The sequence below is a fragment of the Gilliamella sp. ESL0254 genome, assembly GCF_013344985.1.
GTDB lineage: Bacteria > Pseudomonadota > Gammaproteobacteria > Enterobacterales > Orbaceae > Gilliamella > Gilliamella bombicola.
In genome coordinates, this window is the sequence record NZ_JAAEDU010000001.1 from 1,309,350 (window position 1) to 1,330,658 (window position 21,309).

Sequence of the window (21,309 nt, forward strand, 5' to 3'; positions counted from 1 at the left end):
TGTAAGGTTTTTTAAAGAGTTAAGGTTGAGATTTTTTTGGTGTGTTTTAGGGGGGAATAGTTTTGGTAGTTTTTTACTAAAAACCACCAAGAAAAAACTTTAATAAAATCAACTACTTTCCTGACTGATTTTTATAGATATCATTCCTTTCTTTGAAGGATTACTTCCCTAATCGTCTATATAATCTTTCTGGGCGTCCAATTTTTCCGTGATTAAGTTCGACAGTTAATAATTTAATTTGGACACAATATTCTAAATATCGCCTAGCGGTTGTTTTGCTGATATTGGATTTTTCTACGATTTCGTCAACGGTGAGTGCTTTATCGGTTTGCATAAAGAGATCTTTTACTTTTTGTAATGTGATTTCTTCAATACCTTTTGAGCGGCGATTCATGTTGACAAAGTCTTTGGTCTGTAAATTAAAAAGTTCGTCAATTTTGCGTTGATTGACGTGTTTTTGTATGCTTTGTCGATATAAAAAGAGCTCAAAACGTTCAAGCGAGTGCTTTAGCCGTTGGTAAGATACGGGTTTAATTAAATAATCAAATGCACCATAACGGATCGCTTTGCTGCAAGTATCCATGTCGCTCGCTGCAGTAATAAAAATAACATAACTGTTTAGGTGGTTATTGATTATGTATTCAAATAATTCTATTCCCTGTCCATCTGGTAAATAGTTATCAAGTAAAATTAAGGTTGGTTTTAGCTTTTCAACCATTATTTTGGCTTCTTCTAGATTTGATGCGATACCAATGACGTTGACTTTTGTGTCTTTTTGAATAAACTCTGCATTTAATTCGGCTAATATTGGCTCATCTTCTACAATCAGTACTTTGATGATGTTTTCTTGGAATTCGTTCATACAATTACCTTTCGATTATTTAGGAATAAATACAGAAAAAATTGTTCCATATGGGGTATTATCTTCAAATGTAATATAACCATTGGCCTTTTTGATATAGGTTGAAACAAGGTGTAAACCAATGCCATGTTCTTTCCCTTCTTGAGATGTAACGCCGGGTTCAAAAATGGAATCACGAATATTTTCATCAATACCACAACCTTGATCACTGATCTCAAGTACAATTTCATCTGTTACATCACTAAGATATAAATAAATTGTTTTATCGCCATGATCATTTTTTAAACTGGCATTAAAGGCATTATCAAGCAAATTACCTAAAATTGACATAAATTCTGTTTCGGTGATAAGTGAAGGTAATGCACTTAATTGGCATGCAGGATCAAATAGTAGATTTAAACCTATTTCATGTGATTTTGCATATTTACCAATTAGTAATCCACATACAGCTGGTACCTTAAAATGTGCGGAAATAAAATCTAAATTACTTTGATTATCTGCAGAATGTAGCGCGATAAAAGATTGCGCTTCTTCATACCGTTTCATATAAATTAAACCAGATAACGTTGCCAACCAGTTTAAATGCTCATGTCTTAATGCTCGTAAATTATCAACATATTGTGTCACTTGTGTTAATTGCATACTTAATATATTAATATCATCAAAGTTACGAAATGTAATGACCCAACCTTGAGTTTTATCATCAATGACCACACGAACTTTGCTAGCAATGACAATAATGTTGTTGAAATAACAAATATGATCATGTATGTCTTCAGTTTGATTGTCATTTTTATAAATAAAATCGCTTGATTTAACAAATGTCCTTAAATCATGTTCATGTAATTCATCATCACTTATCTGAATATCTAACATTGTACGAGCAGATTGGTTAATATTGATAATTTTATAATTAAGATCAATTGCAATGACCCCTTCAAAAATCGATTCCATGATCGACTTTTGGCTTTTCACCAATAATGCAATTGCTTTAGGCTCTAAATTAAACATCTGTTTTTTAATTGCTTTTGAAAAGCAATATGAAAAAATAAATAATGCTAAAAACAATAAGGAGCAAAAAAAGATAAATGGTATAAATTGCTTTATATGCAATGCATAAATACCATCAATCATGTAACCGACCGAGACTATGCCGATAATTTTACCATGATCGATAATTGGTGCTTTCCCCCTTAATGCTAAGCCAAGAGAGCCTTCACTAATGGAGATGCTACTATTACCGTTAAGAACCTCTTGATTATCGCCACCAACCATTGGCGAGTATAACGGGCTATTAGCCGTATGAAATAAACGATTAGCATTCGCATCGCCAATAACAATATAACTTGCGTCGCTTTGTTCAAATATCTCTGTGATTAAATTAGCAATTTTATTTGTATCTTTTTCTTTGACATATTCAATTAAACTTGGTAAAACAGATAACTCTTTTGCTTGAATTTGCGCCTTTTCGCCCAAACTTCTATATAAGTTCGTTTCGGTGGTGTTCCAAATATAGCTTTGTAACAGCGCAAGAACGATCAATGAAAAAAACAAAAGCGATAAAAAAAGTTTTGTTGCAAACGATACCTGTAATTTTTTTCGCATTCTACATTACTATTCAAATTAAATTGAAATAAGTGTAACACAGCATTAAAAAACATATAGCCTTTAAAACCATAAAAACCACAGTTAATTTATGATTTATATCACAAAAATTTCATTAATTTTTTGTAAAGATACGCACCATTAATTTTGAATAAATCAAATCATTTTGGAGAAAAAAATAATGGTGAATTTTAACTCATCTGAAAAGGACTATAATGGCAAAAAATCAATCAGTAAGCCCTTTGAACAAAAGCTAACTGGTTGGCCATATAATTGGTGGCGACTGATGGATAACTATAAAATCGGTGTTATCCCGCTTCCATTATTCATTATTGCTGGCATTCTTATTTTTGCTGAAGTGGCCGTAACAGGTAAATTACCTAGCGAAATCGTTGTAATGATAGTCGCTTGTGGTTTCTTTGGTTTCTTATGTGGTGAAATTGGTAAACGCTTACCAATTGTAGGTAAAATGGGCGCAGCAGCAATTTGTGCAACATTTATCCCGTCAGCACTTGTTTATTATGGTATTTTGCCAACACCAATTGTTGAAGCAACAACAAAATTCTATAAAGATACACATATTCTTTATTTATACATTTGTTGTATCATCGTTGGTAGTATCATGAACATGGATAAAAAAACACTTATCCAAGGATTCTTAAAAATTTTCGGACCAATGGTGTGCGGTGAAATCGTTGGTATGTTAGTTGGTGTTGGCGTGGGTTATTTACTAGGTTTAACGCCGTTTGATACATTCTTTTTCTTAGTTCTACCTATTATGGCTGGTGGTGTTGGTGAAGGTGCTATTCCACTTTCAATCGGTTATGCGGCAATTTTACATATGAATCAAGGTGAAGCGTTAGGTCGTGTGTTACCAATCGTTATGTTAGGTGGTTTAACTGGTATTATTTGTGGTGGTATTCTTAACCGTATTGGTAAAGCTTATCCACACTTAACAGGTAACGGTCGTTTATTACCTGCATCAGCTGACGATGAGGCGACAGATCAAAAAGCTACTAAAACTGAATCTGTCATTGATGTAACAACATTTGCATCAGGTGTATTATTAGCTGCGATTCTTTATATGATTGGTATGATCGGTCATAAAGCAACCGGTATTCCTGCTCCAGTGGGTATGCTATTTGCAGCAGTTTTTGTTAAACTAATTTCAGGTGTTTCACCTAAAGTATTAAGTGGTTCGCAAGTTGTTTATAAATTTTTCCAAACGTCTGTTACCTATCCAATTTTATTCGCAGTTGGTGTGGCAATCACGCCTTGGGATAAAATTATTTCTGCCTTTACGTTAACAAATTTGACTGTTATCGTTTGTACAGTGGTAAGTTTAGTAACAACTGGTTTCTTTGTTGCTAAAAAATTAGGTATGTATCCAGTTGATGCGGCGGTTATTTCTTGTTGTCAAAGTGGTCAAGGCGGAACAGGTGACGTTGCTATCTTGACTGCAGCTGAACGTATGGAATTAATGCCATTTGCACAAATTGCAACGCGTATTGGTGGTGCAATCAATGTTTCAGTATCATTACTTATTCTCGGCAATTTCTTAGTATAGACTTTACACATTAAAGAACAACCTTAGTTTATACTAAGGTTGTTCATTTTTATTTTATATTTACAATTACACAAACAGCTTTTAAGGAGTTTTCATGAAGCTTGTCAGTTATCTTGTCTCTGGTAGAGCAAGTTTTGGTCTTCTTACTCACAACGGTATTGTTGATTTAAGAAAAAAATTAGACGATAAATACGTTGACTTAAAATCGCTACTTGCCGATGACGAAGGACTAGCTATTGCTAAAACCTATCTTGATGCCGCAAGTGACATTAACGAGCAAGACATTACTTACTTACCTGTAATCCCAAATCCAAACAAAATTTTATGTGTTGGTATGAATTATGCTGAAAAACGAGCAGAATTTAATGAAACCAGTTCAGCGCCAACTCTATTTATTCGCTTTCCTGATTCTCAAACAGGAAATAAGACTAATATTATAAAACCAGCTATCACTAATGAATTAGATTATGAAGGCGAGTTAGCCATTATCATTGGTAAAGCGGGTTTTCGTATTAGCCAAGAAGAAGCTTTATCATATGTGGCAGGATATAGTTGCTATATGGATGGCTCAATCCGCGATTGGCAGTATACTTGGTTTACCGCAGGTAAAAACTGGCCAAATACAGGTGCATTTGGTCCATGTTTAACTACCGCGGATGAAATTCCAGATCCTAAAGTTTTAACATTAGCAACTTATTTAAACGGTCAAGAAATGCAACATGATTCAATCAAAAATCTAGTGCATACTGTTCCCGAATTAATTGCTTATATTAGTACCTTTACCCATTTGTCACCGGGCGATGTGATTTTGACCGGTTCACCTGGTGGTGTAGGTAAAAAACGTAATCCTCCCGTATTTATGAAAGATGGTGATACAATAGAAGTTGAAATTTCTGGAATTGGCCGTTTAACTAATTATGTGGTAGCTGAAAAAAGGTAAATTTATGTACGATTCAGTTGATTATACCGTTGTCGATATTTCTAAATCAGATCAAAACTGTCAAGAAATTAAGCAATTATTATCACAATATGATCTTGATTTAGATTCACAAGTTACCATTTTCATGGTAGCTAAAATGAGCAACAAAATTATTGCTTGTGCAGGAATTGATCGTAACATTATAAAATGTGTTGCTGTTGATTCTGAATATCGAGGTAATCAACTTAATCTAACATTAATGGATCACACCATAAAATATGCTAACGAAAATGGCTATTTTCATCTTTTTTTATATACAAAACCTGAAAATATAGATTTTTTTAAAGGATGTGGTTTTTATCCTCTTGTTGAAATAACAGATCTTGTTGTCCTAATGGAAAATAATCCTGTTGGCATAAAACACTACTGTAAACAACTGCACACACAGCAAAAAGACGGAAAAAAGATTGGTAGTATTGTGATGAATGCCAATCCTTTTACTAAAGGTCATCAATATCTTGTGCAATACGCTGCCAGTCAATGTGACTGGTTGCATGTTTTTGTCGTCAATGAAAATGCATCACTATTTTCATTTGATACACGCTTAAAGTTAGTTAAAGATGGCACGAAGCAGATAAACAATGTTACAGTGCATGCAAGTTCACCTTATATTATATCAAGAGCAACATTTCCTACTTATTTTCTAAAAGATAAGGCAAAAATAGATCGCGCTTATATGGGTATCGATCTCCTTATATTCCGAAATTATATTGCGCCAACGCTTAATATAACCCACAGATTCGTTGGAACTGAGCCTTATGATGAAGTTACTAAGGCTTATAATGAAGCAATGCGTTATTGGCTAGAGGATAATACTGTCAGCCATTATTCGCCTATTACCGTTGTTGAGGTTGAACGAAAAACTGAAGGAGATACTATCATATCAGCTTCACTGGTAAGAAAGTTATTGGCTTCCAAGCAATATGAAGAGATAAAAAAGTTAGTTCCATCAACAACATGGGATTACCTTTCAGCTAATTTAGATAAATTTAAAATTTAATACATTTTAAAAGGTAAAAAAATGAAAATACAAAAAGAAGCCATGGCAGGGACTCTCGAATCAAGCGATTTGTTAGTCAAAGTCATGCCTAATACCGGGGTTGAAATTGTTATTAATAGCGATGTTAATAAACAATTCGGCGATCAAATTCGCGCTGTAGTTGAGCAAACATTACAAGATCTGAACGTAACAGATGGCTTAATTATTATTGATGATAAAGGCGCTCTTGATTGCGCTATCAAAGCAAGAATTCAATGTGCAGTATTACGTGGCGCAGAAGAAGAAAACTTAGATTGGAGTAAATTACTATGAAAAAATTACGTCGAAGTATGTTATTTCTTCCAGGCGCAAACGCGGCAATGTTATCAACATCTTTTGTTTATAAGCCTGATTCAATTATGTTTGACCTTGAAGATGCAGTTTCAATTAAAGAAAAAGACTCCGCACGCTTATTGGTAGCACAAACATTGCTCCTTCCTGTTTATAAAGAGCACGGAATTGAAACAGTAGTGCGAATTAACGCCCTGAATACTCCATTTGGTTTAAAAGACCTTGAAGCAGTGGTAAGAGCTGGTGTTGATGTAGTACGTTTACCGATGACTAACAGTGCTGAAGATATTCATGAGCTAGAGGCACACGTTGCAAGAATTGAAAAAGAGTGTGGCCGTGAAGTAGGTAGTACTAAATTAATGGCCGCAATTGAATCCGCTCAAGGCGTTGTTAATGCCGTTTCTATTGCTCAATCTTCCCCACGTTTAATTGGTATTGCACTAGCTGCATTTGACTATCTTGTTGATATGCAAACTGAACGTGGCGATGGTACCGAGTTATTTTATGCTCGCTGCGCTGTTTTACATGCTGCGCGTGTAGCTGGCATTGATGCCTTCGATGTGGTGTATTCAAATGTTAATGATGATGAAGGTTTCTTAAAAGAAGTTAGCCTAATCAAAAAACTTGGTTATAACGGTAAATCACTTATCAATCCACGACAAATTGAACTGTTACACAATGCTTATGCGCCAACAGCCGCTGAAGTTGAAAATGCCCAAAAAGTGGTTGAAGCAGCTGAAGAAGGTGAAAGAAAAGGCCTTGGCGTGATTTCTCTAAATGGCAAAATGATTGATGCACCGATTATTGCTCGTGCTAGAAAAGTAATTGAGTTAGCAAAATATTCCGGTGTACGTAAAGAAATTTGATAGGATTAAAATGATGACTTCTATAAATAAAAAAATTGATGATTTGCTTAAACAGCATCCAGATCTCAAAAATATCACGCCATTTATTGACGCTAACGCTACGACTCCTTATTTAAAAGATGAGTCTAAATATACGCGTAAATTGTGTGACTCTATCGAACAAGCAATCCATAAATGTGAATTACGTGATGGTATGACTATTTCTTTCCATCATGCATTCCGTGAAGGCGATAAAGTTATCAACAAAGTAGTTGAAACGATTAGCAAATTAGGAATTAAAAACCTAACATTGGCATCAAGTTCCCTATTAAGTTGTAACTCAGCACTTATTCCTCATATTGAATCTGGTGTGATCACTAAAATCTATACATCAGGTTTACGTGGTAAATTGGCTGATGCGATTTCACACGGTTTAATGGATAATCCTGTTCATATCCATTCTCATGGTGGACGTGTAAAACTTATTCAAAGCGGTGAAATTAATATTGATATCGCATTTTTAGCGGTTTCAACTGCCGATGAGCAAGGTAACGCGAATGGTGTATCAGGTAAATCACAATGTGGTGCACTTGGTTATGCTATGGTTGATGCGCAATTTGCGAAGAAAGTAGTATTACTTACTGAAGATATCGTTGGTTACCCTAACCATCCAGCAAGTATCCGTCAAGATCAAGTCGACTATATTGTGAAAGTTGATGAGGTTGGCGATCCAACTAAAATTAGTGTCGGTGCTGCTCGTATTACTAGTAACCCTCGTGAACTGATGATTGCACGTTATGCAGCAGATGTTATTGAGTATTCTGGTTATTTTAAAGATGGTTTTTCTATTCAAACCGGTTCTGGTGCGTCATCAACTGCAGCAACGCGTTTCCTTGAAAATCGTATGCGCGCAAAAAATATTACGGCATCATTTGCATTAGGTGGTATTACCGCAAGTATTGTTGATCTTCATGAAAAAGGTTTGGTTAAACGCTTATTAGATACTCAAAGCTTTGATGGCACCGCCGGACAATCTTTAGGTAAAAATAAAGATCATATTGAAGTGTCAACCAATGTTTATGCAAACCCTGCATCAAAAGGTGCAAGTGTTGATGAACTTGATATCGTTATTTTAAGTGCCTTAGAAATTGACCTTGATTACAATGTGAATGTATTAACGGGTTCTGATGGCGTTATGCGTGGTGCATCTGGTGGTCACTGTGATACTGCCGCTGGTGCAAATTTAACCATTATTGTTGCTCCATTAATCCGTAGCCGAATCCCTACAGTGATTAAGAAAGTCACAACGGTTGTTACACCAGGTGAAAGTGTCGATGTTCTTGTTACTGACCATGGTATAGCAGTTAATCCTGCTCGTCCTGAAATTGCAGAGCGACTAAAAGCAGCTAATTTGCCAGTCATGAGCATTGAAGAACTATATCAACGTGCTGTTTCGTTAACTGGAGAACCAAAACCAATCGAATTTAACGATAAAATCGTTGGTGTTGTCCATTTCCGTGATGGCTCAATCATTGATGTGGTTCGTCAAGTTAAAGACTAATTAACCACAGATAGCATGACATTATCAGATGTCATGCTATTTATATCTTTTACTATGAATAATATATTAATAAAATTCGATGATGGTACGCCAATTACACTTGAACAGATGCTATTGGCTAAAGAAAGGCGGGTGCAAAACCAACAAAATGCAATAAATCTTTACCATTATCCGCTTATTTCGCTAAGTTTAGTTATCCCCGGTCCAATAAAAAACAGTAGTGGTGCAAATCGGTTATTTAAAGAAGCAATCACCGCTATACACAAAGCCTTATCAAAAAATGCAATTCCATTAGTACATGAATCTCATTTTCATAATATCACTGGCTATGAAGCAATTATTTCAGCAAAATGCTCTGCCGATACACTAAAACAATGCTGTATTGATATAGAAGACAACCATCCGTTAGGTCGACTATGGGATATTGATGTGATTGATCCAATTACACAACAAAGTATTTCACGCGCTAAATTTGATCATCCATCAAGACAATGTTTAATCTGCCAAGATATCGCAAAAATATGTAGTCGAAGTAAAAAACATACTATCGATGAGATTTTTTCTGCCATTGAAAATAAGATGAAAGACTATTTTGGCGTATCAGTACGTTAAGTTATATCCAAAATATGGCAAGAAGTAAGATTAATGAAATAATCATATTTCATTAATCCAAACAACCAAGTATAGATGAGACTTAAGTCTAAATTAGACTTGTTCCAATGCTTGTTCCAAATCTGAAAGTAAATCGGTGATATCTTCTAACCCAACAGAAATACGTAATAATTGATCTGAAATCCCCGCCGTTTTTCGTGCTTCAGCACTAATGCCTGAATGTGTCATTGTTGCAGGGTGGCACACAAGGCTTTCAACTCCACCGAGAGATTGGGCTAAAGTGAAAATATTGAGCGCTTTTAAAAAAGCGGGCATGACATTAGCATCGCCAGCTAATTCAAAACTGAGTAACGAACCAAAGCCTTTTTGTTGTTTTTTAGCTATATCATGTCCAAGGTTTGAAAATAAAGATGGATGATAAACGTTGGCGACCTTCGGGTGATTGACTAAAAACTCTACGACTTTTTGCGCATTATCTTGTTGTAACTGTACTCGAGCGGAAAGTGTACGTAATCCTCGTAACAAGAGATAACTATCAAATGATGAAGTCATCGTACCAATATTATTGGCCCACCATAATACATCAGTAAAAAGATTTTGATCTTTAAATACTAAAATACCTGCCAGTAAATCGGAATGACCATTTAAAAATTTGGTACAAGAGTGAGTAACAATATCAGCACCAAGTGCTAAAGGTTGTTGTAAAATAGGCGTCATAAAGGTGTTATCAACTAAAACTAACGCCCCAACTTTATGAGCTTGCTCTGCAATTTTCTTAATATCTACAACTCGCAATAAAGGGTTGCTTGGTGTTTCAATTAGTACCAGTTTTGGACGTAAACTGAGTGCTTCTTTTAATGCCTCAGGATCTGACTGATCTACAAATTTAGCTTTAAAATAGCCTCGTTGACTTAAACTATTAAAAAGGCGATAGCTACCTCCATAGCAATCATGCGGTGCAACGACTAAATCATTAGGCGTCAATAATGCAACACTGATTAAATGAATCGCTGACATACCGCAATTTGTTAAAATAGCATCAACGCCACCTTCTAATTTTGCAATCGTTTGCTCAACCAAACGACGGCTAGGGTTTGCTTTTCGACCGTAATCAAACTCCCTTGGCTTAGCAAACTCTTCATAGCGATAACAAGTAGATGGTGTGATAACAGGCACGACACTTCCATATTGTTTATCGGTATTTAATCCACCACGAACTGCAATAGTCCCCTGACTTAAATTTTTAGTTTGAATAGTCATGATAATGCCCTCAAACAATACTTTTAATATAAAATTAGTCTTGTAAGCATAACACATTAAAAAAAGACGTCAACATGTCTAGACGTCTAACTGTCTTGGTGTATAGATTGCAGTAATATGAAAAAAACGATAAAATTACCCATATTATTTGTGATGTATTTTTTTGGTGAACAATGATGGAATGGAATGGCGAATACATAAGCCCTTATGCAGAGCATGGTAAAAAAAGTGAGCAAGTAAAAAAAATTACAGTGTCAATTCCACTTAAAGTATTGAAAATTTTAACTGATGAGCGTACTCGTAGACAAGTGAATAATTTACGCCATGCCACAAATAGTGAATTATTGTGTGAGGCTTTCCTTCATGCTTATACGGGCCAACCTTTACCTTGTGATGAAGATTTGCAAAAAGACCGTGAAGATGGCATCCCAATGAAAACACAAAAAATGATGCGCAATTTAGGTATCGATCCAGATTTCATTGATGAGTAAAATTATTGTTTTATCAATATTCACATTTTCTAAAAAAACAAAAAGGCGCATTAAGCGCCTTTTTAATTATTGCTTATCGCAATATTATTTTTTACCACCAACCATAGCAAAACGTTGTTTAAATTTATCTACACGTCCGCCAGTTGCAACATCACGTTGTTTACCTGTATAAAATGGGTGACACTCACCACATACGTCAAGATGAATATCATGACCAATAGTTGAATGAGTTTTAATCACGTTACCACAAGAGCAAGTTGCATTAATTGCAGTATATTCTGGATGGATACCTTCTTTCATAATAAACCTCTAAAGTTTGTTCGTATCGCTATATAAATGGCTAAAAGCAAAATCTATACACCATACGAGTGTTAAAAAACATGATAAGGTTGCGAATTATATGCCTTAAAGGTTAAATAATCAAGCCATAAAAAGACAAATTAAACGGGTAATTGCCCTATTGTTACTTGTAATTCAACCTTTTCACCATTCCGCAATACAATAATGGGGACAATCGTACCCGGTTTCAACTCGGCAATTTGATCCATTGTTTCAACAATGGATTTAACTGGCTGATGATTTACCATAATCAAGATATCATTAGCTTGTATACCGGCTTGTAATGACGGACCTTCAGCATTAGTTACTAAAATACCTAATACAATTGGCATATCACTTGGATTTTGAGTTGGCGCAAATTCTAATCCATCAATACCAATATAACCACGAATAATTTTGCCATCCCGAATCAATTTATTCATAATTTTAACAGCTAAAGCTGTAGGAATCGCAAATCCTATTCCTTCAGGAACTTCGTTACCTAGATTTTTTGCAAAGGTAAGAGTGTTAATCCCCATTAGTTCACCTTTGCTATTAACTAATGCTCCCCCTGAATTACCATGATTTATTGATGCGTCAGTTTGAATAAAATTTTGTCTTCTGTATGGACTCAACCCATCACGACCCGTTGCACTAATAATACCTTGTGTAATAGTTTGCCCTATATTGTAAGGATTCCCTATAGCTAAAACAACATCCCCAATCTTTGGTTCACGCCGAGGATTAATAGATATAGTTGGGATGTTAGTTGCTTCAATTTTTAACACAGCAATATCAACTAGCTTATCAGAACCAACCGAAAGCGCCTCAAAAATTCGCCCATCTTGCAAAGCAACAATGATTTGTTCTGCACCATCAACAACATGATAATTAGTGATAATATAACCCTGCTCACTCATAATCACGCCTGATCCTAATGGTGTTATAGCACTATCTTGTGACTGCTTAGAAACAGAATTAATGGAGCGGCTATATATATTAACCACTGCTGGGGCTGCGATTTTAACGGCATCAGAGTAACTCAGCGGATCATCATTGAAAATAGATCTTGGAAAACTAGATTGTGTTCCATTACGCAAAGATGGAAAAATAGTTAATAATACAAAGGCTAACACTGCACCAATCAATATTGGCCACAAAAATTTTTTAAGCATTAGTGTGATTATTCTGGTAGAAAATGATTAGATATGATTTTATCATATCTAATCAAAGGTGAATATGTATGTTTTTCGCCGATAAGGCTATCGGCGAAATTGAAGCTTAATAAGAAATTAGCGTAAAATTAGATAAATTCGGCTATCACCCCTTATAATATTTAAAGCAATAACTGAAGGTTTACTATCAATCATTTTACGCAAGTCAGCAATGTTATTGACTCTTTCTTTGTTAACACCTGTAATAAGATCACCTTCTTGTAAGCTTAAGCGAGATGCTGGCGAATTTTTAGCAATGCTTTCAATTAATACCCCTTTTTGTCCTTTTACTTCTCCATTACTCAAGTTTGCACCATCAAGAGCGGCATGAAGTGATTTGGCCTCAGTAGACGATTCATCACTATTTTTCAATTTCACACTAACGGTCATTTGTTTACCATCTCTAATTAAACCTAACTGTACAGTTCGCCCTGCTCCAGTTGTTGCAATTTTTGCTCGTAATTCAGCAAAACTATCAATGGCCTTACCATCCATCGAAACAATAATATCGCCAGATTTAATTCCTGCAGCTTGTGCGGCTGAATTATCAATAACTTCGCTAACAAAGGCACCTTTTTGAACATCAACATCAAACGCTTTTGCTATATCTGATGTCAACTCATTACCTTTGATACCAAGCACACCACGTTTTACTTCACCAAATTCAATCAGCTGTGAAGTTAAACTTTTTACCATATTACTAGGAATAGCAAAGCCAATCCCAACATTACCACCGCTTGGCGCAATAATCGCTGTATTAATTCCAACGAGTTCACCTTTTAAATTGACAAGTGCTCCACCAGAATTTCCTTGGTTAATTGATGCATCTGTTTGAATAAAATTTTCAAAACCATTCATATTAAGCCCACTGCGAGCCAAAGCTGAAATAATCCCCGAAGTAACAGTTTGACCAATACCAAATGGGTTACCAATAGCAACGGCATAATCCCCAACACGCAAATTATCAGAATCGGCCAATTTAATCGCTGTTAATTTTTTTGCGTCATCAACTTTAAGTAATGCAATATCACTTTGTGGATCTTTACCGATTAGTTTTGCTTTAAATTCATGTCCATCATTTAGAACAACTGTAATTTTATCCGCATTATCAATAACATGATTATTGGTAACAATATAGCCCTTTTCGGAATCAATAATCACACCAGAGCCTTCACCTGTAAACGCTCTTGATTGGTTATCAGGATAACCAAAAAACCGTCTAAATTCTTCCGGCATATTATTTTGCATTTGTGCAGTGCCCTCAACTTTAATACTAACAACTGAAGGCAAGACAGTTTCCAGCATAGGGGCTAAACTTGGTTGCTGTGCATTATTATCGGTTGGAATAGAAGGAAAAGAGGCATAAGCATTCGGAAGTACAGTTAAACTGACACCTACACTTAATGCTAAAATGCTTAACAATTTTTTTTGTTTTTTTAATGAATCAATCATTTTATAACTCTCTCTTTTACAAAAAGTTAATCTATATAAAAATGCTTCGTTATTGATGAGCGAAGAATAACAGTATAATAGTTAAGACTTATTTTCATCTGCTTTAAATAAACCAGAAGGATTATCAGAATAATCTCTAGGTTGCTTATCAAATGTAATTTCTTTTTTTTCGACTAAATTCTCGTTAGAATCAGAATCAAAATCCAAAGTTGGGACGTTCTCTCTATCCATAAATTGATTAGAATTTTCTGCCATATGTTGATAAAGGCGACGAAACTCTTTAGCCATATTATCCAATATCTCAGCACTGTGAGAAAAATGTTTAGCTATCATTTGTTTTTGCGCTATTAATTCATCTTTTGTTTGATCTAGTTCTTGTTTAACTTTGGCATATTTACGAGCCTTAGGGCTAATAACACTTATAAAAATAGAACCAATAATAAAACCAATTATTAATCCGATTACAAGATAAGTAAGCATATCTTTATCCATCATTCACTCCTTATATCCTTTAGATATATAATTTTATAAAATTGAAATCCAATTATCAGCATTTATTTTGCATGGTTAGCAAGTTTTATCAATTGTTTTTTTAACTTATCTGGTGCATTTTCCGCTAATGCATATAAAAACATTGCACTTTTTGGGGTCATAACACTCGAAAGTAAAGATAATTTAGATACCTGACAATGGCACTGTGACAACTTGGTCGAAATATTTGGGTTTATCTGATATTGGATAGAAGATAAGGAGGGTAAAATATTTTTCCGTATCTCAGATATTAAATTGCTTTGTTCATATTTTAATCTAGTTAACCAGCTCGCAGAACTGACTTCAAGAACAAGCACACCTTGACGATAATTAGCAACCCGACATTGTTGTTTCAATAAAGACGGTAACAGCTCATTGACAATATTGCTTAATTTACTTAATGCAAATGTTCTATCTTTTATCTCAGATAAACACGACTCTTGAGATAAGATTGATGATAACATTTTTGGCTCATTATAACGCATATTTTATATTTACTTCCTAATAAAAAATAAGTCAACTAATCCTGTATAAATTAACAACTCAATCTCAATAATTTACCTCATTTCATTAAAAATGTCCTGTTTAAAAAATATATTTACAGTTTGATAAAGATTTCTTTATTAAAAATAATAAAGATTAACTGCTACATTTTGCAGTTAATCTTTTTAAGAAAGGACAATCAAGCAATAATACTTATGATAAGTACAACAGTTAAGCCAACAATTGAATTAACTAATTCTAATAAGCCCCATGTTTTTAAAGTATCTTTAATCGATAAATCAAAGTAACCTTTAAATAACCAAAATGAAGCATCATTGATATGAGTTAACGTATTAGAGCCAGCTGCAGTTGCAAGCACGAGTAGTGCAGGGTTAACTCCATTCATAACGCCTGTTGTTGGATCAATAACTGCAGCGCCAATGATTCCCGCTGCTGTCATTGCAGAAACAACACCTTGCCCTGTAGCTAAACGAATTAACACTGTAATTAACCATGCCATAATATATGGTGATACGCCCCCTGTTGACATTAATTGTCCAATAACATCACCAATTCCAGTATCAATAATAATTTGTTTTAGTGCACCACCAGCCCCGATAATTAATACCACCATTGTAATACCTTTTACCGCATTATCAAAAGAATGCATAACCCATTCCATTGAGTGATTAAGTTTTTTTCCAAATAATATAAATGCGGCGATCATTGCAATAAACATGGCAATTTGAGATGAACCGATAAAATTAAGAACAGAATAAGTAATTGTTCCTTTTTCTAACCATATATTTGCTATTGTCGTTGCAATCATAATGTAAGCTGGGATCAAGGGAACAGTAATTGATGTAAAAAAGGAAGGAAGATTATTTTCATCAACAGGATTTTCAGATTGTAAAAATTGAGGTGTGGGTCTTTCCAGATTACCTAAAAATTTAGGAAGAATCAGTCCAGCAAAAATGACAGAAGGAATCGCAACAATTACCCCATAAATATAGACCATTCCCATATCAGCATTATATGAATTCACTAGTGCAACAGGTCCTGGTTGTGGTGGAAATAAAGAGTGAGCAGTTGTTGCCGCCGCAACGCCAGGTATAGCTAATTTTAAAAATGGGATTTTAGCCTCTTTGGCTAATGCGATCACCAGCGGTGCTAAAATTATGAATGCCGCTTCATAAAACATCGCTAAACCAAATATAAGCCCCATAATAATAATGGCTATTTTTACATATTTAATGCCTAATTTTTTCAATAGCGTTTGAGCAATCTGATGAGCTGCGCCAGAATCAACCATTAATTTACCAATCACAGCACCAAATACGACAATAATAGCTAATTCGCCAAGTGTTCCACCAAACCCTGATTTAATCGTTTTAAGAATGCTCAATAAATCCATCCTAGCCATCAAACCGACGAATATTGCAGCAGCTAATAATGCAACCATTGAGTTTATTTTAAAGCGAATATTTAAAACTAACATTAATCCTATCCCTAGGATAACCCAAAGAATATTTAAAAGTTCCATGAATAAAAACCTCTATTCTTAATTTTATTTTTATTGTTTAAACATTAATTAGATAAAACATAATGATTAACTGTTTGTTTTGCACCATTCTGCATTAAAGAAAGATAATACTCAGTAACCTTTTCTTTAAATAATGAACTGGTCGGTAAATCAGAACCAAATATATCTTGCAACATAAATAATTGATTAATTCTCTCAATTCCATCTGTACTAGAGTTCACTATTTGTTGTAATTGTTCGCGCATTGGATCACGTATATCTATTGGTTGGTTGTTATCATCTATTCCACCGACATAGCGCATCCAACCAGCAACACCCAGTGCAAGTAATGAGAAATCTGATCCATTTTTAATATGCCAACGAATGGAATCCAACATTCTTTGAGGTAATTTTTGAGTACCATCCATCGCAATTTGCCATGTTTTATGTTTTAACGATGGATTACTAAAACGTTCAATAAGTTTGTCTGCATATTCTTGCAAATTAACATGATCAGGAACGTGAAGTGTTGGTGCTTGTTGTTGCATCATCAATGCTAAAGTTGCTTTTTTATAATTAACATCATTCATGCAATCATTAATGTGCTCATAACCGGCTAAATAACCTAAGTAGGCTAAAAAAGAATGGCTACCATTTAGCATACGAAGTTTCATCTCTTCATATGGAACAACATTATCAACAAATTCAGCACCGACTTCATTCCAATTAGGGCGGTTAGTCACAAAATTATCTTCTATAACCCACTGAATAAAAGGTTCACAAGCAATACCACATGGATCAAACATACCGCCTAATGTATCTTCAATTTCAGTTAATGTTTCGGATGTTGCTGCTGGGACAATACGGTCAACCATAGTACATGGGAATGTTGTATTAGACTCAATCCAAGTTGCTAATTGTGGATCTCGAGCGTTAGCTAATCCTAATATTGCTTTTTTTAAGACTAACCCATTTTCAGGAATATTATCGCATGATAAAGCAGTGAAAGATTTTAATCCTCGTTGCATTCTTCTATAAAGCGCCTCCACAATAACACCTGGGGCAGACATAGGCTTTGTTGGATTCGCTAAGTCAGCTTTAATTAATGCATTATTTAAATCTAATCCAGCGCCACTAGGTAACATGCAATAACCCTTTTCTGTTACTGTTAATGAAACAATTTCAACTACTGGATCAGTCATCTTTTCTAAAATTGCATCTATACCATCTGTTGGTGCTAACAATGATTCTTTTACGCTACCAATAATAAATGCTTCTTTTGATGTCACACCTTTTTCTAACACAGTATACAAATGGTCTTGTTTACGAATTTCATTAATTAATTCTTCACCACCAACAATATTAACTTCACAAATACCCCAATCACTGTTTCCCTTGTTAAGGAGACGATCGGTCAATAACGCTTGATGAGCGCGGTGGAAAGCACCGAATCCCAAATGAACAATTCTTGAGGTTATTTTTTGCCGGTCATATAAAGGTCTATGTTTGATTGATTTAGGAAGATTTAATAAATTTAACATTCTATTCACCGTGATTATCTGTTTAACTACCTTATTGGTTAGACATATTTCCATTTGTCGGCAAATTTTTCATCCCAATTTTTCTTTTTTTGTGATACGAATCACTTTTTTTGGTTTATTTTGTATATGATGCTCAAAAAAAATCTATAATACAAAACCATATTGGCATTCCAATTATGAAATTAAATGAATTTATCCCATAATTAACTTATAGTACTTGTAATAATTAGCATATAATTATCCTAATTAGACCAAAATTAGAATGAGGATTATAAATAATGCTAACGGTTAATCGGCTATACCAAAAAATTGGTAATGAGCTGAAATCATTATTAAAAAGTGGCACCTATAAAATTGGTGAGCGGTTACCGCCAGAAAGAGATATTGCAGAAGCGTTCAGTGTAAGTAGAACTGTTGTCCGTGAAGCTCTAATCATGCTGGAGCTTGAAAATTTAGTCACAGTCAAAAAAGGTTCTGGCGTATATGTAATTGGTTTACCAAATGAAATATTATCAGAAACAGATAAAAAAATTGAAGAAGAAGATTTTGGTCCTTTTGAACTATTACAAGCTAGACAATTAATTGAAAGTAATATCGCTGCTTTTGCCGCTTCACAAATTGTAAAATCAGATATTATTGAATTGAGAGCTATCTTAGAGCAAGAACGACAAATTTTAGAACAGGGTATTTTAGACGATTACAGTGCAGATGAAATGTTTCATATTGCAATAGCAAGAGCAACCAAAAACTCAATACTTGAAAGTTTGCTAGATGATTTATGGCAAAAACGTTCTGCTAGCAAAATGTGGAATCAATTACACTGTAGAATTACTGATCATAGTTATCGAAAAAAATGGCTTTATGATCACGAAAAAATTCTACAAGCATTACAAGTGAAGGATGCAATGGCTGCACGCCATGCTATGTGGCAACATTTAGAAAATGTTAAGCAAACATTAATGACAGTTTCTGATAGTGAAGATCCAAATTTTGATGGTTATTTATTTGATTCTATTCCTGTTAACATTGTTAACCAATAGACAACATAAAACTAGCGCTAGTTATAGATCTTTTAATTTCAGAAATAAAATAAATTAAAATTTTTTAAGGAGAATTTAAATGGAACAAACAATGCGTTGGTTTGGTCCTAGCGATCCAGTATCATTAGATGATATTAAGCAGGCTGGGGCAACAGGAATTGTTACAGCTTTGCATCATATTCCAAATGGCGAAGTATGGACAATAGACGAAATTCAAAAACGAAAAAAAATCATAGAAGAAAAAGGTTTAACTTGGTCCGTTGTTGAAAGTATTCCTGTACACGAAGAAATTAAAACCCACTCAGGTAATGTTAAACAACATATCACAAATTATCAGCAGTCAATTAGAAATTTAGCTGTTTGTGGAATTGACACTGTTTGTTACAATTTTATGCCAGTTTTAGATTGGACTCGAACAGATCTTTCTTATGAATTACCTGATGGTTCAAGGGCATTACGGTTTGATCAAGTTGCCTTTGCCGCATTCGATATTTATCTATTAAAACGACCTAATGCAGAAAAAGATTATTCACAGCAAGATGCCATTTTAGCAAAAACATATTTTGAACAAATGACACAAGCAGATAAAGATAAACTTGTTGCAAATATCATTGCAGGTTTGCCCGGAGCAGAGGAAGGTTATTCACTTGATCAATTTCGTGCTCATCTCGCAACTTATGATAATATTGATAAAGAAAAATTACGTGAAAACTATGCCTATTTTTTAAAAGCTATTGTCCCTGTTGCTGAAGAAGTTGGTGTTGTTTTGACGGTTCATCCTGATGATCCTCCGCGCCCAATTTTAGGCTTACCTCGTATTGTTTCAACCATTGAAGATATGCAATGGATTAAAGATACCGTTGATAGCATTCATAATGGTTTTTGTTTTTGTACTGGCTCTTATGGTGTTCGTAGCGATAATGATTTAGCAATCATGGCTGAAAAATTTGCCGATCGTGTCCACTTTATTCACTTGAGAGCAACTGTGCGAGAAGATAATCCATTATCCTTTCATGAAGGGGACCATTTAGCTGGTGATGTCGATATGTATGCAGTAATTAAAGCATTAATCACTGAAGAAGAACGACGCAAAAAAGCAGGAGTTAAACGCTCCATACCTGTTCGACCAGATCATGGGCATCAAATGTTAGATGATCTTAGAAAGAAAACCAATCCAGGTTATTCTGCAATTGGTCGTTTAAGAGGTTTAGCTGAAATTCGCGGGGTTGAATATGCAATAAAGCGTGCTTTTTTCAATAAGTAAAACTAAATTAATCAATTGTAATAAATACATTCCCAAATCCTAACAATTTCAATGCCCTTTTAAGGGCATTTTTATTTAAGACGAAAATAATATAACTCAAAATTTAAAATTACTCATTTATAACCACAATTAATTTAATATTATAAAAGTAGTTAATATGATTAACATTTTTGTAAATACTGTTCAGTAATACATAAAATGCTATTAAATTATAATCACTTTGACATTTCCAATTTCGGGGAGTTATATATAAGTTAGTGTATGCATCTAAATAGTTCAACAATAAAAACAGTGGAGAGTGTAATATGGGTATCTTAAATAACATTTTTTCTAAAGTATTTCCTAGCGCTCAAGCAGCAGTAGATCATGCAGTTGATGTGGTGAAAGATAAAGTTGAGAATCTAACTGGATCAGCCAAAGATACAGTATCAAATGGTTCAGAACAAATTAAAGAAAAGGTAGAACAAAGCGTATCTGCAGCTAATGTTGATGTCACCTCTATCCTTGATAATTTAGCTAAAAAGCATCCAGAAGTACTCAATTGGAAAACGTCTATCGTTGATCTATTGAAATTATTAGGTATGGACAGTAGTTTAGATGCGCGTAAAAAATTAGCACAAGAACTAAATTATACTGGTAACACTGATGACACTGCAGCAATGAATACATGGCTAATTAAAGAAGTCATGAAGAAAATAGCAGAAAAAGGTGGTAATGTCACTCACCTATTTTCTTAACCTAATAGATTAAAGTAATTACAATCCACCCAATTTTGGGTGGATTTTTTATACAAGCCACTGCGTTTTTTATTAGTGTTTTTTGATTCACTAAA

20 protein-coding genes and 1 pseudogene are annotated in these 21,309 nt (G+C 34.4%); 11 read left to right on the forward strand and 10 right to left on the reverse strand.

The features are described 5' to 3' along the window. Window positions 1–160: 160 nt before the first annotated feature. Both GYX25_RS06115 and GYX25_RS06120 read right to left on the reverse strand, forming a co-directional pair. Window positions 161–862: a response regulator gene (locus tag GYX25_RS06115; protein WP_091346331.1), complete on the reverse strand. Its 702-nt coding sequence runs from the start codon at window positions 860–862 to the stop codon at window positions 161–163. 15 nt (window positions 863–877) lie between these two features. Beyond that, window positions 878–2,467 (reverse strand): ATP-binding protein, encoded by a 1,590-nt coding sequence (locus tag GYX25_RS06120; RefSeq protein WP_174786960.1) that lies wholly within the window; start codon window positions 2,465–2,467, stop codon window positions 878–880. 274 nt (window positions 2,468–2,741) lie between these two features. On the opposite strand from GYX25_RS06120, the pseudogene GYX25_RS06125 reads away from it, so the two are divergent. From GYX25_RS06125 to citX, 7 genes and pseudogenes are all read left to right on the forward strand, one after another. Then, window positions 2,742–4,034 (forward strand): annotated as a pseudogene (locus GYX25_RS06125) (2-hydroxycarboxylate transporter family protein); the annotation flags it as partial. 94 nt (window positions 4,035–4,128) lie between these two features. Further along, on the forward strand, window positions 4,129–4,974 hold the full coding sequence (locus GYX25_RS06130; RefSeq protein WP_091346337.1) for a fumarylacetoacetate hydrolase family protein: 846 nt from the start codon (window positions 4,129–4,131) through the stop codon (window positions 4,972–4,974). A 4-nt stretch (window positions 4,975–4,978) separates the two neighbouring features. Continuing rightward, a complete protein-coding gene (gene citC / locus GYX25_RS06135; protein WP_160403387.1) occupies window positions 4,979–6,013 on the forward strand; it encodes a [citrate (pro-3S)-lyase] ligase in 1,035 nt (344 codons plus the stop codon). A 21-nt stretch (window positions 6,014–6,034) separates the two neighbouring features. Beyond that, window positions 6,035–6,325, forward strand: coding sequence for a citrate lyase acyl carrier protein (gene citD, locus GYX25_RS06140; RefSeq protein WP_091346340.1), 291 nt, complete (start codon window positions 6,035–6,037; stop codon window positions 6,323–6,325). Further along, on the forward strand, window positions 6,322–7,209 hold the full coding sequence (citE, locus tag GYX25_RS06145; RefSeq protein ID WP_091346342.1) for a citrate (pro-3S)-lyase subunit beta: 888 nt from the start codon (window positions 6,322–6,324) through the stop codon (window positions 7,207–7,209). Before citD ends, citE begins: the two co-directional genes overlap by 4 nt. 10 nt (window positions 7,210–7,219) lie before the next feature. Next, window positions 7,220–8,749, forward strand: a complete 1,530-nt coding sequence (citF, locus tag GYX25_RS06150) for a citrate lyase subunit alpha (RefSeq protein ID WP_237410337.1) — start codon at window positions 7,220–7,222, stop codon at window positions 8,747–8,749. A gap of 15 nt (window positions 8,750–8,764) precedes the next feature. Further along, complete coding sequence (citX, locus tag GYX25_RS06155) at window positions 8,765–9,361, forward strand: citrate lyase holo-[acyl-carrier protein] synthase (RefSeq protein WP_091346346.1); 597 nt, start codon at window positions 8,765–8,767, stop codon at window positions 9,359–9,361. Between the two features lie 93 nt (window positions 9,362–9,454). On the opposite strand, the gene metB is transcribed toward citX, so the two are convergent. Continuing rightward, window positions 9,455–10,621, reverse strand: a complete 1,167-nt coding sequence (metB, locus tag GYX25_RS06160; RefSeq protein ID WP_091346348.1) for a cystathionine gamma-synthase — start codon at window positions 10,619–10,621, stop codon at window positions 9,455–9,457. Window positions 10,622–10,794: 173 nt separating this feature from the next. Between metB and metJ the strand changes: the two genes are divergently transcribed. Then, window positions 10,795–11,112: a met regulon transcriptional regulator MetJ gene (metJ, locus tag GYX25_RS06165; RefSeq protein WP_091346351.1), complete on the forward strand. Its 318-nt coding sequence runs from the start codon at window positions 10,795–10,797 to the stop codon at window positions 11,110–11,112. Between the two features lie 84 nt (window positions 11,113–11,196). Here metJ and rpmE read toward each other — a convergent pair whose 3' ends face one another. From rpmE to GYX25_RS06200, 7 genes are all read right to left on the reverse strand, one after another. Next, window positions 11,197–11,412 (reverse strand): 50S ribosomal protein L31, encoded by a 216-nt coding sequence (gene rpmE / locus GYX25_RS06170; protein WP_065636780.1) that lies wholly within the window; start codon window positions 11,410–11,412, stop codon window positions 11,197–11,199. Window positions 11,413–11,552: 140 nt separating this feature from the next. Next, window positions 11,553–12,605, reverse strand: coding sequence for an outer membrane-stress sensor serine endopeptidase DegS (gene degS, locus GYX25_RS06175; RefSeq protein ID WP_091346353.1), 1,053 nt, complete (start codon window positions 12,603–12,605; stop codon window positions 11,553–11,555). A gap of 117 nt (window positions 12,606–12,722) precedes the next feature. After that, window positions 12,723–14,096: a Do family serine endopeptidase gene (locus tag GYX25_RS06180; protein WP_091346355.1), complete on the reverse strand. Its 1,374-nt coding sequence runs from the start codon at window positions 14,094–14,096 to the stop codon at window positions 12,723–12,725. Between the two features lie 81 nt (window positions 14,097–14,177). After that, window positions 14,178–14,588, reverse strand: a complete 411-nt coding sequence (locus GYX25_RS06185; protein WP_238785988.1) for a YhcB family protein — start codon at window positions 14,586–14,588, stop codon at window positions 14,178–14,180. A 62-nt stretch (window positions 14,589–14,650) separates the two neighbouring features. After that, a complete protein-coding gene (locus GYX25_RS06190) occupies window positions 14,651–15,091 on the reverse strand; it encodes a DUF721 domain-containing protein (protein WP_167349271.1) in 441 nt (146 codons plus the stop codon). Window positions 15,092–15,309: 218 nt separating this feature from the next. Beyond that, window positions 15,310–16,653 (reverse strand): gluconate permease GntP, encoded by a 1,344-nt coding sequence (gene gntP, locus GYX25_RS06195; RefSeq protein ID WP_174786962.1) that lies wholly within the window; start codon window positions 16,651–16,653, stop codon window positions 15,310–15,312. 44 nt (window positions 16,654–16,697) lie between these two features. Then, the gene (locus tag GYX25_RS06200; RefSeq protein WP_091346363.1) at window positions 16,698–18,173 is read right to left on the reverse strand and encodes a mannitol dehydrogenase family protein; all 1,476 of its coding nucleotides are present in this window, start codon (window positions 18,171–18,173) and stop codon (window positions 16,698–16,700) included. A gap of 278 nt (window positions 18,174–18,451) precedes the next feature. Between GYX25_RS06200 and GYX25_RS06205 the strand changes: the two genes are divergently transcribed. The 3 genes from GYX25_RS06205 (at window position 18,452) to GYX25_RS06215 (ending at window position 21,214) form a co-directional block, all read left to right on the forward strand. Continuing rightward, a complete protein-coding gene (locus GYX25_RS06205) occupies window positions 18,452–19,213 on the forward strand; it encodes a GntR family transcriptional regulator (protein WP_091346365.1) in 762 nt (253 codons plus the stop codon). A 79-nt stretch (window positions 19,214–19,292) separates the two neighbouring features. Further along, entirely contained in the window at window positions 19,293–20,477 is a 1,185-nt protein-coding gene (gene uxuA, locus GYX25_RS06210) for a mannonate dehydratase (protein WP_174786963.1), read from the forward strand. A gap of 305 nt (window positions 20,478–20,782) precedes the next feature. Then, window positions 20,783–21,214 (forward strand): DUF3597 domain-containing protein, encoded by a 432-nt coding sequence (locus tag GYX25_RS06215; protein ID WP_174786964.1) that lies wholly within the window; start codon window positions 20,783–20,785, stop codon window positions 21,212–21,214. The last annotated feature ends 95 nt before the right edge of the window (window positions 21,215–21,309 follow it).